This window comes from Massilia luteola, from assembly GCF_034420155.1.
GTDB lineage: Bacteria > Pseudomonadota > Gammaproteobacteria > Burkholderiales > Burkholderiaceae_D > Telluria > Telluria luteola.
Map to the genome: position 1 here is coordinate 229,598 of NZ_JAXOFN010000006.1, position 13,458 is coordinate 243,055.

At 68.4% G+C, this 13,458-nt stretch carries 15 protein-coding genes; 13 read left to right on the plus strand and 2 right to left on the minus strand.

The genetic code is table 11. The features are described from left to right. The first annotated feature begins 68 nt into the window (after positions 1–68). The 6 genes from U9J41_RS09965 (at position 69) to U9J41_RS09990 (ending at position 5,220) form a co-directional block, all read left to right on the plus strand. Positions 69–617 (plus strand): YXWGXW repeat-containing protein, encoded by a 549-nt coding sequence (locus tag U9J41_RS09965; RefSeq protein WP_322402037.1) that lies wholly within the window; start codon positions 69–71, stop codon positions 615–617. Between the two features lie 79 nt (positions 618–696). Next, a complete protein-coding gene (locus tag U9J41_RS09970) occupies positions 697–1,398 on the plus strand; it encodes a ribonuclease HI family protein (RefSeq protein ID WP_322402038.1) in 702 nt (233 codons plus the stop codon). After that, the gene (locus U9J41_RS09975; protein ID WP_322402039.1) at positions 1,367–2,059 is read left to right on the plus strand and encodes an HD domain-containing protein; all 693 of its coding nucleotides are present in this window, start codon (positions 1,367–1,369) and stop codon (positions 2,057–2,059) included. The genes U9J41_RS09970 and U9J41_RS09975 overlap by 32 nt, the downstream gene beginning before the upstream one ends. A gap of 72 nt (positions 2,060–2,131) precedes the next feature. Further along, positions 2,132–3,391 (plus strand): MFS transporter, encoded by a 1,260-nt coding sequence (locus U9J41_RS09980; RefSeq protein WP_322402040.1) that lies wholly within the window; start codon positions 2,132–2,134, stop codon positions 3,389–3,391. Between the two features lie 327 nt (positions 3,392–3,718). Continuing rightward, entirely contained in the window at positions 3,719–4,570 is an 852-nt protein-coding gene (gene asd, locus U9J41_RS09985) for an archaetidylserine decarboxylase (protein WP_322402041.1), read from the plus strand. Positions 4,571–4,632: 62 nt separating this feature from the next. Then, a complete protein-coding gene (locus U9J41_RS09990; RefSeq protein WP_322402042.1) occupies positions 4,633–5,220 on the plus strand; it encodes a DUF7010 family protein in 588 nt (195 codons plus the stop codon). Positions 5,221–5,223: 3 nt separating this feature from the next. Here U9J41_RS09990 and U9J41_RS09995 read toward each other — a convergent pair whose 3' ends face one another. Then, positions 5,224–6,135 (minus strand): LysR family transcriptional regulator, encoded by a 912-nt coding sequence (locus U9J41_RS09995; protein ID WP_322402043.1) that lies wholly within the window; start codon positions 6,133–6,135, stop codon positions 5,224–5,226. 115 nt (positions 6,136–6,250) lie between these two features. On the opposite strand from U9J41_RS09995, the gene U9J41_RS10000 reads away from it, so the two are divergent. The 3 genes from U9J41_RS10000 (at position 6,251) to U9J41_RS10010 (ending at position 8,424) form a co-directional block, all read left to right on the plus strand. Further along, entirely contained in the window at positions 6,251–6,844 is a 594-nt protein-coding gene (locus U9J41_RS10000; protein WP_322402044.1) for an FMN-dependent NADH-azoreductase, read from the plus strand. 52 nt (positions 6,845–6,896) lie between these two features. Continuing rightward, on the plus strand, positions 6,897–7,790 hold the full coding sequence (locus tag U9J41_RS10005) for a pirin family protein (RefSeq protein ID WP_322402045.1): 894 nt from the start codon (positions 6,897–6,899) through the stop codon (positions 7,788–7,790). Positions 7,791–7,938: 148 nt separating this feature from the next. After that, positions 7,939–8,424: a hypothetical protein gene (locus U9J41_RS10010; RefSeq protein ID WP_322402046.1), complete on the plus strand. Its 486-nt coding sequence runs from the start codon at positions 7,939–7,941 to the stop codon at positions 8,422–8,424. Here U9J41_RS10010 and U9J41_RS10015 read toward each other — a convergent pair. Beyond that, entirely contained in the window at positions 8,393–9,541 is a 1,149-nt protein-coding gene (locus U9J41_RS10015) for an acyltransferase family protein (RefSeq protein WP_322402047.1), read from the minus strand. The genes U9J41_RS10010 and U9J41_RS10015 overlap by 32 nt on opposite strands. Before the next feature lie 90 nt (positions 9,542–9,631). Between U9J41_RS10015 and U9J41_RS10020 the strand changes: the two genes are divergently transcribed. From U9J41_RS10020 to U9J41_RS10035, 4 genes are all read left to right on the plus strand, one after another. Beyond that, positions 9,632–10,606 carry a M14 family metallopeptidase gene (locus tag U9J41_RS10020; RefSeq protein ID WP_322402048.1) on the plus strand — a complete coding sequence of 325 codons (975 nt, stop codon included), beginning with the start codon at positions 9,632–9,634 and terminating at the stop codon, positions 10,604–10,606. 36 nt (positions 10,607–10,642) lie between these two features. After that, entirely contained in the window at positions 10,643–11,293 is a 651-nt protein-coding gene (locus U9J41_RS10025) for a LysE family translocator (RefSeq protein WP_322402049.1), read from the plus strand. A 448-nt stretch (positions 11,294–11,741) separates the two neighbouring features. Further along, positions 11,742–12,506 (plus strand): substrate-binding periplasmic protein, encoded by a 765-nt coding sequence (locus U9J41_RS10030; RefSeq protein WP_322402050.1) that lies wholly within the window; start codon positions 11,742–11,744, stop codon positions 12,504–12,506. A 68-nt stretch (positions 12,507–12,574) separates the two neighbouring features. Continuing rightward, a protein-coding gene (locus tag U9J41_RS10035; RefSeq protein ID WP_425260250.1) for an IS5 family transposase occupies positions 12,575–13,437 on the plus strand; the annotation gives its coding sequence in 2 pieces (ribosomal slippage) (positions 12,575–12,944 and positions 12,944–13,437; 864 coding nt in all). Positions 13,438–13,458: the final 21 nt, after the last annotated feature.

A 13,458-nucleotide genomic window follows, 5' to 3' on the forward strand; every position in this document is an offset into this window, starting at 1 on the left:
TCAACTGCTGAATCCAGCAGCACCCCGCGCTATATTGGTTTCATCCGCAGTCCGGATTGGAGACCAACATGAAACGCCTCACGCTTGCCGCCCTGATCGCCATCGGCGCCGCCGCGGCACCGCTCCCTTCGCTGGCTTACAGCAATGTCAGCCTCTACATCGGCACCGCGCCGCCGGCCCCGTTGTATGAACGCGTCCCCGCGCCGCGCCACGGTTATGTGTGGGCGCCCGGCCACTGGGAATGGAACGGCCGCCGCCACATCTGGGCGCCGGGGTTCTGGGTGGTCGAACGTCCGGGGTATGCCTACCGCGCGCCGGCCTGGTATCAGGGCAATGGCGGCTGGTATATGCAGCCGGCCGCGTGGACGCTATACGGCCGTGACCGCGACCGCGACGGCGTGCCCGACCGCTTCGAGCGCCGCGCCGACCGCTATTACGGCGACCGCCCCAACTACCGTGACCGCGACCGCGACGGCGTCCCCGACCGCTACGAACGCGGCGGCCGGCGCCACGACGAAGACCGCGACGGCGTGCCGAACCGCTATGACCGCGACCGCGACGGCGACGGCGTGCCGAACCGCTGGGATCACCGGCCGGACAATCCGTACCGCCGCTGATGCGCCATGACAACAGCACCGCCCGGTGCTGTTTTTCTGTGCGGACACGACATCGGCGAAAAGCAGGTATCCTCGCGGCATGAACGACTTCCCCGACCTGGACCTGATCGCCTATAAAGCCGAGCGCGCGGCCAGCCGCCGCCTGGCGCGCGCCGCCGGGTTGCCCGCCGACCAGGCACTGCGCCGCACGCTGGAGCTGGCGGCAGGCGCCCAGGGCCTTGCCGCCCTCGTCGCCATGCGCACCGGCATGCTCGCCGCCCAGGCGGCACGCGATGCCGCCCGCGCCACGGAGAAAGCCGCCGCCGACGCGCGCCGCGCGACCCGCCACGACGGCCCGCCCAGTGCCTGGCGCGGCTGGTTCGACGGCTCCGCCAAGCCGAACCCGGGCCGCTGCGGCATCGGGGCGCGGCTCGACGGGCCTGGCGGCATCCGGGTCGAGATCGCCCGCCCGGCCGGCCACGGCAACAGCAGCGAGGCCGAATACCGCGCCCTCATCGCCCTGCTGGAAGTGGCCGTCGCCCACGGCGCGCGCGACCTCACGGTCCATGGCGACAGCCGCGTCGTGATCGACGACGTCGCCGGCCCCGACCTGTACGCCGCGCCGGCGCTGGCGCCCTACCGCAACCGCGTGCACGCGCTGCTGGCCGCCTTGTCCGACGTGCGCCTGCGCTGGGTGCCGCGCCACAAGAATACCGATGCCGACGCGCTGTCGCAGCGCGCGCTCGCCGCCTTATCCTTCGACGAATCCGATGCAGACGACGCACTACGAACACCCTCCTGAACTCGCCGCCTGGCAAGCGCGCCTGGCCGCACTGGCCGCCGCGGCGGTCACCGAACAGGGCCCCGACGGCGCCCACGACCTGAACCATTTCGAACGCGTGTGGCGCAATGCGCAGGCGCTGCTGGCACATTACCCGCAGGCGGACGCCCTCGTCGTGCTGGCGGCCTGCTATCTGCACGACCTCGTCAACGTGCCGAAGGACGATCCGCGCCGCAGCATGGCGTCGCGGCTGTCGGCGGCGCGCGCCGGCGTGGCGCTGGCCGCGCTCGATTTTCCGGCCGATAAATTGGCGGCCGTCGCCCACGCGATCGAGGCGCACAGCTTTTCCGCCGCCGTCCCCGCGACGACGCTGGAAGCGCGCATCGTGCAGGAGGCCGACCGTCTGGACGGACTGGGCCTCGTGGGCCTGGCGCGCCTGTTCTACATCGCGGGCCGCATGGGCAGCGCGCTCGCGCACGGCGGCGATCCGCTCGCGCACGACCGACCGCTCGACGACAAAGCCTATGCGCTCGACCACATCGGGGCCAAGCTGGCGCGCCTGCCCGCCATGATGCAGACGGCGGCCGGACGCTCGCTCGCCGAGGCACGGCTGGCCGCGCTGACGGACTTCCGCGGCGCCTTCGCCCTCGAATGGAGCGGCATGCCACACGCCGGCGCCTGACGGAACGGCCGGTGTTGCCGGAAGGGCAATCGGTGCTACCATAGCCGCTTTCCGCCTCATTCCGGGAAGGCCATGACCAGCAGCGCGACCCTCGCCAAGCCCCCATCCGGCAACCTGAATTTCGTCCTGATCTGCGTGTTCATCGACATGCTCGGCATCGGTCTCATCGTGCCCGTCCTGCCGAACCTCGTCGGCACGTTCGTCGCCGACCGCGAGCAGCAGGCGTTGTGGTACGGCGTGCTGGGCTCCACGTTCGGCCTGATGCAGTTCCTGTTCATGCCGCTGGTCGGCGCGCTGTCCGACCGCATCGGCCGCCGTCCCGTGCTGCTGTATTCGATGGGCGGCATGTGCATCAACTTCCTCGCCACGGCGTGGGCGCCGAATCTCGCCTGCCTGTTCATCGGCCGCATCATCGGCGGCGCGTCGTCGGCCAGCATGTCGGTGGCGTCGGCGTATGCATCGGACGTGTCGACGCCGGAGAACCGCGCGAAAAGCTTCGGCAAGATCGGCGCCGCGTTCGGCTTCGGCTTCATCTGCGGCCCGATGCTGGGCGGCCTGCTGGGCAATATGGGGCTGCACCTGCCGTTCTACCTGGCGGCCGCGCTGTCCGCTGGGAACTTCGTGTACGGCTGGTTCGCCGTGCCCGAATCGCTGCCGCGCGAACGCCGCACGCCGTTCCAGTGGACGCGCGTGAATCCGTTCGGCGCCCTGCTGCGCCTCGTGCGGCGCACCGACATCCGCGGCCTCGTCGTCGTCTACGCGCTCGTCGCCTTCGCCCAGATGACGCTGCAGTCGACGTGGGTCCTGTACACGACGTTCCGCTTCAACTGGACCCCGGGCGACAACGGCATCGCCCTGTTCTGCGTGGGCGTGTGCTCGATCGTCGTGCAGGCCGGGCTGCTCGCGCGGCTGATCCGGCGCTTCGGCGAAGTGCGCCTGTCGCTGATCGGCCTCGCATCCGGCGCCGTCACTTATTTCCTGTACGCGATCGCGACCCACGGCTGGATGATGTACGTCTTCATCGTGTGCAACCTGCTGTCGTTCGCGGCCGGCCCGGCGCTGCAGGGCATCCTGTCGAAATCGTCGTCGCCCCGCGAACAGGGCGAGTTGATGGGCTCCCTGCAATCGGTCAGCAGCATCGGCCTGATCATCATGCCCCTGGTGGGCGCCCAGTTGCTGCGCGTGGCGAGCCACCTGCCGCCGCTGGACTGGCGCATGGGCGGGCCGTTCTTCCTGTGCGCGGCGATGCAGGCCGCGGCGCTGCTGGTCGCGCACCGCTACTTCCGCCGCCGCGGCATTCCGGAGACGGCACCGGTCGCCGAGCAGGCGTGAATTCGGGGTCAGAGCCCTTTTTCGAGACATTGCTCGCAAGCCACGCCGCTTGAAATTCCAGTCAAGCTATTGCTCAAAAACGGGCTCTGACCCCGGTGGCCCAGCGGGGATGGCGCCAACACGATATGCATGTCAGAATGGCAAAAATAGCGCGAGCGCCATTGTCCACGAGATTTCCGACGCATTGTTGCTTAAGTGTAAATATTTTTGATATGCATAAGCGAAAGCATTCCGGCCACTTTGCCGAATAATTAATGCTTTTTGGCAAAACCATTTTCGCGAACGCCCGCGCCGCTATAATGGCGCGTCTTCATATCGAGGTTTACCGTGTCCGATCGCCTTAAAGTCCTGCCCCAGTATCTGCTGCCGAAGAGGCGCCTCACGACCTTCGCCGGCCGCGTGGCCGGTGCCAAGGGCGGCACGGTCACGACGCGCCTGATCCGCTGGTTCGTGGCCAAATACGGCGTCAACATGGCCGAGGCCGAGAATGCCGACATCGCGAGCTACAAAAGCTTCAATGAATTCTTCACGCGGCCGCTGAAGGAAGGCGTGCGGCCGCTGGCCGATGCCGACTTCGTCTGCCCCGTCGACGGCGCCATCAGCCAGTTCGGGGCCATCGACGACCACCACATCCTGCAGGCGAAAGGCCACCGCTTCACGACGACCGAACTGGTCGGCGGCGACGCCACGCTGGCCAGTCAATTCCGCCACGGCTGCTTCGCCAACCTGTACCTGTCGCCGAAGGATTACCACCGCTTGCACATGCCGTGCGACGGCCGGCTGACGCGGATGATCTATGTGCCGGGCGCCCTGTTCTCCGTCAACCCGACGACGGCGCGCGGCGTGCCTAACCTGTTCGCCCGCAACGAACGTGTCGTCTGCGTGTTCGAATCGCCCGAGCACGGCCCGTTCGTGCTGGTGCTCGTGGGCGCGACGATCGTCGGCAGCATGGCGACCGTCTGGCACGGCGTCGTGAATCCGCAGCGGATGCAGAAGGTGACGGAATGGACGTACGCCGACCGCGACATCGTCCTGAAAAAAGGCGAGGAAATGGGCCGCTTCCTGCTCGGCTCGACGATCGTCATGCTGTTCCGGCCCGGCACGATCCGCTTCAACCCGGACTGGGCGCCGGAACGTGCCGTGCGCCTGGGCGAGACGATGGGCAACCGGCCGGCGTAAAAAGATATTGTACTGACAACTGTTTCGTGTCAGCATGGAGTTTCTCTTTCACGGAGCACGCCATGCACGCCACGCCATCATCCGTTCCCGCCTCACTGACGTTCGCCGCCGCGCAGCAGGACATGCGCACGGCCTACCTGGGCGGTGCGCCCGGCCTGTTCGTGTCCGGGTCGGTCTGGGCCATCGCCGGGGCCGTCTGCCTGACGCGCTCGCCGCAGGCCGCCGTCTGGGCGCTGTACGCGGGTGGCGTACTGATCCATCCAGTCTCCGCGCTGCTCACGCGCGCGCTGGGCCGCTCCGCGCGCCATGCGACCGGCAACCCGCTCGGGATGCTGGCCTTCGCGACGACCCTCTGGATGATCATGATGCTGGCCCTCGCCTACGGCATCTCGCTGTGGCGCATCGATCTGTTCTTCCCCGCGATGCTGTTCGTGATCGGCGGCCGCTACCTGACGTTCGCCACGCTGTTCGGCCGCAAGCTGTTCTGGGTGTGCGGCGCCGTGCTGGCGCTGGCCGGGTATGCACTGGCCGCTCGGCACGCGCCGCCGGCCGCCGGCGCGTTCGCGGGCGCCGCCGTCGAGATCGTGTTCGGCTGCATCCTGCTGGCCGGCATGCGCGGGACGAAGGGCGCGGCGCACGCCTCCGCCTGACGCTCAGGCCGGCTTGTCCTGGTTCTTGCAGAACATCTCGTCCATCATGTCGAGGAACGCCCGCGTCTTCGCGGGCATCAGGCGCCGGCCCGGAAACACGGCCCAGCCGGTCGCGACCGGCATATCCCATTCCGGCAGCACCCGCACCAGTTCGCCGCGGTTGACGTGTTTCGCCACGATGAAATCGGTGCTCGCCGCGATGCCCGCGCCGTTGCACGCGATGCGCGCCAGCAGTTGGGGTGAATTGGCCGTCAGGCGCGCCGTCAATTCCTTTTCCCACCGCACCTTGCCGCGCTGCAGAACCCACGGCGCGGCGCCGCCCGTGCGGCTGAGGATGCACAGCAGGTCGTGCCGCAACAGATCGTCCGGCTGTTCGGGCAGGCCGCGCCGCGCGAGGTAGGACGGCGCCGCGTACAAGCCGAAACGCTGCAAGGCGATGCGGCGCGCGGCCAGCGTCGAATCTTCCGGCAGGTCGCCCATGCGGATCGCGATGTCGAAGTTTTCCGCGACGAGGTCCACGCGACGCGGCGACAGGTCCAGTTCCAGCGACACCGCCGGATAGCGCTCCATGAAGCGCGGCATCATCTCGACCATGACGACGTTGGCGAAATCCTGCGGCATCGAGATGCGCAGCTTGCCGCTCGGTTCGGCCTGGCGGTGCTGCGCCAGCGCGCCGGCCGCCTCCACTTCTTCCGCGACCTTGCGCGCGTGTTCCAGCAGGCTCGCGCCGAACTCCGTCAGCATCAGGCGGCGCGTCGTCCGCTGCAGCAGGCGCTCGCCCACGCTCGCCTCCAGCAGCGCGATGCGGCGCGAAACGGTCGACTTCGGCAGGTCGAGGCGCTGCGCCGCCATGCTGAAACTGCCTGCCTCGACGATGCGGGCGAACAGCAGCAAATCGTTCGGTTCGACGTTCATGGCTTGATTGTTCCATCGGCTGAATAATGTTATCCATTCTACTGCCTTCCGCTCGATATATGGAACCGCTAAAGTGACTCCATCGCAACACAAACCGACACGAAGGAAGACAACCATGAACATCCTGCAGATCAACTCGAGCTTGCGCGGCACCCAATCCGAATCGAACCGCGTGGCCAATGCGATCGTCGCCAGGCTGGCCGCCGCCAACCCGGGTGCGACGGTCACCGTGCGCGACGTGGGTGCGAACCCGCATCCGGTGCTGGACGAAGCGGCGCTCGGCGCCCTGTTCACCCCGGCCGACCAGCGCACGGCCGTCCAGGCGGCCCGCGTGGCCCTGGACGACGCCCTGATCGCCGAAGCGCAAGCCGCCGACGTGATCGTGCTCGGCGCGCCGATGTACAACTTCGGCATGCCGATCCAGTTGAAGGCCTGGTTCGACGCGGTCGCCCGTGCCGGCGTCACGTTCCGCTACACGGAGAACGGTCCGGAAGGCCTGCTCAAGAACAAGAAGGTGTACGTGGCCGCGGCGCGCGGCGGCGTCTACCCGGTCGACGCCGACCCGCAGGTGCCGCACATCCGTACGCTGCTGAACTTCCTGGGCCTGGCGGACCACGCGTTCATCTACTCGGCGGCCCAGGCGATGGGCCCGGACGCGGCCGCCAAAGGCCAGGCCGACGCCGACGCCGCCGTCGCGGCACTGGCGTAATCACCCAACGTCCCGGGAACGGCCCCGGGACGCGCACCGTAAGGAGAACACCATGACCCAGCAAGTGCAAACCCAGACCGTGGCCACGAGCCGCGGCGTCGAACGCCTGGTCGGCGGCCAGTTCGTCATGGACGGCGCGGGCGTCAAGATCAACCGCGTCCTCACGCAGCCGCTGCAGCGCCGCCTCGACCCGTTCCTGATGCTGGACGCCTTCGGCAGCGACAAGGCGGGCGACTACATCGCCGGCTTCCCGGAGCATCCGCACCGCGGCTTCGAGACCGTCACCTACATGCTCGAGGGCCGCATGCGCCACCGCGACAGCGCCGGCCATGAAGGCTCGATCAGCAGCGGCGGCGTGCAGTGGATGACGGCCGGCCGCGGCGTGGTCCACTCGGAGATGCCGGAGCAGGACGAGGGCCTGATGGAAGGCTTCCAGTTGTGGCTCAACCTGCCCGCGAAGGACAAGATGCGCGCGCCCTGGTACCGCGACATCCCGGCCGCGGACGTGCCGCGCTTCACGCTGGACACCGGCGCGGCCGTGCAGGTGATCGCCGGCAGCTCGCACGGCGTCGACGGCGCCGTGCGGCGCGACGTCACCGAGCCGCTGTACCTGGACATCGACCTGCCCGCCGGCGCCACGTTCGACCAGCCGCTGCCGGCCGGGCACAACGCCTTCCTGTACGTGTTCCGCGGCGACGTCGTCGTCGAAGGCAAGGCGGTGCCGCAGGCGCGCATGGCCATCCTCGACAACGCGCAAGCTGCAGACGGCGTGCGCATCAAGGCCGGCGCGGCCACCCGCCTGCTGCTGATCGCCGGCCGGCCGCTGAACGAGCCGATCGCGCAATACGGCCCGTTCGTGATGAACACGCAGGCCGAGGTGTTCCAGGCCGTCGAGGATTTCCGCAACGGGAAGTTCACCGACAGCACGGCGGCTGCGGAGGCTTAGAACCTGTCGCGGCGGGCGGGCCCCCGTGTCCACGCGGACGTGTGCGAGCCATGCGCGTTGCGCGTGGGCGCGGGGCGGCCACGCGACGGCCGCGCGTTTCCGTTTCTTGGTCTACACTAGCGGGATCGCACCACGCCTTTCATCCACGATGCCGCTGCTTCCCGTCCTGTCGTCCCTGCTGTCCCGCGCCAGCCGCGCCCTCGGCCTGGAAAGCGTCGACGCCTTCCCGCCCGGCCACCAGTATGCCCGCACGCGCTGGGACCGCGCCTATTTCGACATCGCCTCCGACCTCAAGCCGGCGCAGATGGAGACGGCGATCTGCGACGCCATCGCAAATACGCCCACCGTGTTCGCCCACATCACCCATCCGACGCCGCGCATGCAGCGCGCGCTGCTCGGCGTGATCCACGCGCGCCTGCGCCGCGGCAGCACGGCGCCGACCGATCTCGTCGCCATGCTGATCGACGCCTGCGACAGCCCGCACACGCCGGAAGCCCTGCCCGGCCTGCGCGCCGCGCTGGCGTCGACGGACGGCTACGACCCGTCGATGCGCATCGCCCACCTGCAGGCATGGCTGGCCGACATGCCGGCCGCCTTCGACGTCATCGAAGCGCCGGTGCGGGTGCGGGGCTGAGCGCGCTGTCCCACCGTGCGCGCAGCCGCATGAACGGCGTCTCGACGCAGACGAACAGCAGCCATCCGGCCACCAGCGACGCCAGCAGGCAGGCGCCGATCGTGACCGCATCCCCGGCCCCGAAGCCCGCCTGCGCCATGCGCGCCGCGACGAGGATGCTGACGGATTTGTGCGTCAGGTAGATCGCGTACGACCACAGCGCGAGGCTGGCCGCGCCCGGCACGCGCACGCGGTGCAGCAGCGACCCGGGCGCCAGCGCCGCGAGGATCAGCAGGGAACAGCCGAGGGCCAGCAGCGGATAGCCGGCGACGGTCTGCGCGAGGCCGTAATGGTCGCCGAGGAACCACGCCCAGGTTGCGCCGATGACGCCCAACCCCGCCGCCAGCAATGCATTGCCGTGCGCGAGGATGCGCCCCCACGGGCCGGGCGCGCGGTTCCTGAGCAGCGCGAGCGCGACGCCCGCCAGCAATTCGTCGCAGCGGCACCAGCTCGAGTAATAGATGAACTGGTAGTAGTAGCCCAGCCGATTCGCGGCGTGCTGCCCGTCATGCCAGATCGTCGCGCGGGCCAGCATCCCGCCCGCGACGGCCAGCAGCAGCGCGATCCACGCCCAGCGCAGGCGCACGCCGCCCTGCCCGAGCGCGGCGCCGGCGATGGCGGCGGCCGGCAGCAGCATGTAGAACTGCTCCTCGATACACAGCGACCACGCATGCGAAAACGCCGTACCCGGCTGCAGGTGGATGTTCTGCGTGAACGTCAGGTACTGCCACAGCGGGAGCATGGGCGTGGCGCCGCGCCAGGCCGGCCATAGCGCGTACAGGGCCAGCACGACCCAGAAGTTGGGGAGCGTGCGCAGCAGGCGGCGCGCATAAAAGCGTCCCAGCCCGAACCCGCGCGCGGTGCCGAGCGCGCCGAAGATCTGGTTGCCGATCAGGTAGCCGGACAGCGCGAAGAACAGGTCGACGCCCGCCCAGCCCATCGTGCCGATCCAGCCGAATGTGGGCGCGTCGCTGACGAACAGCGTGTAGTGGTGCACCACCACGAGCGACACCGCGAGGGCGCGCAAGGTGTCGAGGCCGTGGATGCGCGGCGGCGCTCCCGTATTGACGCCGTCCATGTTGGCATTCTTTTACGAAAACACGGATGATGCCACGCCGGGGGCCGGCACGCTACAATGCCGGCATTCATTTTTTCCTGGAACGCACGCATGATCCCCGCCAGCCAGCTGCACTTCAAGTCCGTCAACTACACCGGCCAGGGCGCCGGCCCCAACGTCATCATCATGGGCGCCACGCACGGCAACGAGAAGTGCGGCACCCGGGCAATCGAGCGGATCATGGCGGAGATCGACGCCGGCACCCTCCGCATCGTCAACGGCAGCGTGACTTTTGTGCCCATCGTCAACCCGCTGGCGTATGCGCAAGACACGCGCTCGGGCGACCGCAACCTGAACCGCGACCTGTCCCCGAAAGCGGAACCGCACGATTTCGAAGACCATGTGGCCAACTGGCTGTGCCCGCTGCTGGCCCGGCACGACGTCCTGCTCGACCTGCACTCGTTCAACGCCGCCCACGGCGAGCCGTTCGTGATGGTCGGCCCGCTCGACAACACCGGCCCCCTCGAGCCCTTCGCCCACATGCGCGCCGAACGCGCGCTGGCGCGCCGCCTCGGCGTGCGCCGCTTCGTCACGGGCTGGATGGCCGCATACGGCGGCGGCGTGCAGCGCCGGTCGCGCGGCAATGCGGCCGAACTGGAAACCGTGCTGCGCTACGGCATGGGCACGACCGAATACATGCGCAGCACGGGCGGCTATGCGCTGACCCTCGAATGCGGCCAGCACCTCGACCCGCGCGCGCCGGACGTCGCCTACACGGCCATCATGAACACCCTCGCCTTCCTGAAGGTCATCGACGCGCCGGAGCCGCAGCCGGTGCCGTTCGACGAGATGGAAGCGCTGCAGATGGTGGTCGTGCACGACAAGCTGCACGCCGACGACCGCTTCACGCGCCAGTGGGCCAGCTTCGACCCCGTCGCGGAAGGCGAACAGATCGGCGTGCGCGCGGACGGCACGCCCGTCGTCGCGGAATTCGCGGGCCGCATCCTGTTCCCGGACGTGAACGCGGCGCCGAACCACGAGTGGTACTACCTCACGCGGCCGAATCCGGCGTTCGGACGCGAATAACGCGGCGGCCTGCGGCGCGGTCCGGACGGTGCTACGATGTCCGGCACCGTCCACCACGCCGCCGCTCCGACCGCCATGACGCCGAACACCCTCCTGCTCATCCTGAGCATCCATGCACTGGCCCTGATCTCGCCCGGGCCCGACTTCGCCGTCGTGACGCGCACCGCCATCGTCTCCGGCCGCCGCGCCGGCCTGTGGGCCGCGGCCGGCGTGGCGACGGCGATCGGCATCTATGTCCTGATCTCGGTCCTCGGCATGTCGCTCGTGCTCGCGGCGCTGCCGGGCCTGTCCCGCATCCTGGCCGTCGTCGGCGCGCTATACCTCGCCTGGCTGGGCATCCAGTGCCTGCGCTCCAAGGGCCAGCTGCCGGACGCGCAGGCGGCGCCGGGCGGCCGCAAGACCTTCATCAGCGGCTTCCTCACGAACCTCCTCAATCCCAAGGCCATGCTGTACTTCGGGTCGGTCCTGTCGCAGGCGCTCAAGCCGGGCCTGGCGGCGGCCGACGTCGCCCTCCTCTGGACCCTGCTCGTCGCCGAATCGCTGCTGTGGTTCGCGCTGGTGGCGCTGCTGTTCTCGTCACGTCCGGTGCTGGCGTGGCTGCGGGCGCGCCTCGTCTGGCTCGACCGGACCGTCGGCGCCGTGCTGCTCGTGCTGGCCGCCAAGGTCTCGCTCCTGGCCGTGCGCTGACGCGGCCCGATCGGCGCTCACTCCGCGCGCCGATACCGGTGCCGCCGCGCTCGCCGGTGCGGTCGCGGCTGCCGTCGTCGACGAGGATCAGTTGCCACGGCCACGGCGCCCCGGCCAGCGCCGCCTGCACCTGGGTCGCCAGCGGCAGCACATTGTCTTCCTCGTCGCAGCGGCACGACGACGGACAGGAAGGGCCCGTTTGACTCATGCATGACGAACCTCGCGGCCGGTCGCGTTGAAGACCATCATCCCATTCTCCTTGTCGGTGCCGGCCGCGCCGGGCTGGCAGCGGTATCTTCGCGTGCGGACGGGATGCGACGACGATGCAGGTCAAACGTGCGCGGGTACGCGGCCGTTGTCGAATCGACACGCGGCCGCGTCCGGTTGGGAAAACGGGACCGGATCGTGCGACAATCGGCGCCTGGCACGAACGACAACAACAAAACCAATGGGGAAATACGCAAGAACGGTGCGCTACGCGCTGCTGGCGCTCGCGTTCGCGGGCAGCGGCGCGCGGGCGCTGGAGGTCCGCGTCGCGTCGCAGGAAGTCCTGGAACCCAAGTGGATCCACGAGGACGGCCATGTCGTCGGGATCTGTCCGGACATCATGGCCGCCATCGAACGGATCGAACCGCGCCTGCACTTCGTCGGCTACCGCCGCAGCAGCCGCTCGCTGTCGGGCATCGAGGCCGGGCTGGAGACGGGCTCGCTGGACGCCGCCTGCGGCATGGTGTCGTCGCCGCACCGTCTCGCCATCGGACAGCCCGTGGGCAAGCCGATCTATCTGGTCCGCCACTACCTGGTGGTGCGCAGGAACGACCCGGTCACGATCGAGTCGACCGAGGACCTCGCCCGGCTGGGCGACCTCGTCACGTCGCAGCGGGCGTCGGTGTTCACGGAACGCCTGCGCGAAGCCGGCGTGCGCGTCGACGATGCGACCGACGACAACCGCGTGAACCTGCGCAAGATCCTGGCCGGCCATGGCCGCTTCGCGTACATCAACGACCTGACCGTGCGCTACCTGATCCGCAAGGACGGCCTGGAAGACCGGGTGCGCGTGCTGCCGGTCGTCCTGGCCGACGAGCCGACGTATTTCTGGGTCAGCCGCCGGGCCGATCCCGCGCTCGCGCCGCTGCTGGGCGCCGCGCTCGACAAGCTCAAGGCGAGCGGCGAACTGGACCGCATCCACGTGCGCTGGGCCGAAATGCCCTGATCCGGCACCGGACCGCTAGGGTCTGTCTGACTGAGGGAACGAAATTTTGTTTGGTTGGTCAGATGGCGATGAGCCGAACTGACCTAACTGAACAGCAATGGCGGCAGCTGGAACCACATTTGCCGCCCAATCCACATCACGGTCATGCTTATGTCGGGCACAGACACGTGATTAATGGGATCGTGTGGCGGTTGAGGACTGGCGCGCCTTGGCGCGACATCCCACCCCGCTACGGTCCTTGGCAGACCTGTTACGACAGGTTTGTGCGTTGGTCGCGCAACGGCACATGGCAACGTCTACTCAAGATCATGCAGGCGGCCGCGGATGCATCCGGCCGCATCGACTGGGACGGAGCTGCGCTTGATGCGACCCACGTGAAAGCTCAGCGAAGTGCCGCTGGGGCTCGAAAGACACTTCCTGCGGCAGAAAAAAGGGGGATGTAATTGACGAGTGGCTGGGGCATTCTCGTGGTGGACTCACCAGCAAGATCCATCTTTGCGTGGATGGAAACGGTCTGCCATTGTCCTTCATCGTCACGGCCGGCCAATGCAGCGACGCGGCGAACATCGGCCCTGTTCTTGACGCCATTTCAGTACCCCGACCAGGGCGAGGCCGGCCACGCAAACGCCCGACATGCTTGCGTGTCGACCGCGCTTACGGTGCCCGGCATTATCGGCGACAGATCCAACAACGGGGCATCCGCTGCGTGTGCCCCGAACGACTTGATGCGCAGAACAGCCGGCTGCGCAAAGGGCGTCGCGGTGGCTCGCCTCCACGATTCGACGCCGAAGCGTACAAGGGCCGCAACGTCGTCGAACGCGCGATCAACCGATTAAAAGACTTCCGCGCCGTCGCAACGCGATACGACAAACGCGGCCATAACTTCTCTACGGCCGTGCTTGTCGCGACAATTATTTTATGGCTCCTCTGAGATCAGTCAGACACGCCCTAG

What these genes read in the sequence shown, in the direction of transcription:
- U9J41_RS10015 (WP_322402047.1), bottom strand. Translation starts at nt 9,541, where the DNA reads ATGGACGGCGTCAATACGGGAGCGCCGCCGCGCATCCACGGCCTCGAC.
- U9J41_RS10005 (WP_322402045.1), top strand. Translation starts at nt 6,897, where the DNA reads ATGACCCAGCAAGTGCAAACCCAGACCGTGGCCACGAGCCGCGGCGTC.
- U9J41_RS09980 (WP_322402040.1), top strand. Translation starts at nt 2,132, where the DNA reads ATGACCAGCAGCGCGACCCTCGCCAAGCCCCCATCCGGCAACCTGAAT.
- U9J41_RS10010 (WP_322402046.1), top strand. Translation starts at nt 7,939, where the DNA reads ATGCCGCTGCTTCCCGTCCTGTCGTCCCTGCTGTCCCGCGCCAGCCGC.
- U9J41_RS09965 (WP_322402037.1), top strand. Translation starts at nt 69, where the DNA reads ATGAAACGCCTCACGCTTGCCGCCCTGATCGCCATCGGCGCCGCCGCG.
- U9J41_RS09990 (WP_322402042.1), top strand. Translation starts at nt 4,633, where the DNA reads ATGCACGCCACGCCATCATCCGTTCCCGCCTCACTGACGTTCGCCGCC.
- U9J41_RS09995 (WP_322402043.1), bottom strand. Translation starts at nt 6,135, where the DNA reads ATGAACGTCGAACCGAACGATTTGCTGCTGTTCGCCCGCATCGTCGAG.
- U9J41_RS10020 (WP_322402048.1), top strand. Translation starts at nt 9,632, where the DNA reads ATGATCCCCGCCAGCCAGCTGCACTTCAAGTCCGTCAACTACACCGGC.
- U9J41_RS10000 (WP_322402044.1), top strand. Translation starts at nt 6,251, where the DNA reads ATGAACATCCTGCAGATCAACTCGAGCTTGCGCGGCACCCAATCCGAA.
- U9J41_RS09970 (WP_322402038.1), top strand. Translation starts at nt 697, where the DNA reads ATGAACGACTTCCCCGACCTGGACCTGATCGCCTATAAAGCCGAGCGC.
- U9J41_RS10030 (WP_322402050.1), top strand. Translation starts at nt 11,742, where the DNA reads ATGGGGAAATACGCAAGAACGGTGCGCTACGCGCTGCTGGCGCTCGCG.
- U9J41_RS09975 (WP_322402039.1), top strand. Translation starts at nt 1,367, where the DNA reads ATGCAGACGACGCACTACGAACACCCTCCTGAACTCGCCGCCTGGCAA.
- U9J41_RS10025 (WP_322402049.1), top strand. Translation starts at nt 10,643, where the DNA reads ATGTCCGGCACCGTCCACCACGCCGCCGCTCCGACCGCCATGACGCCG.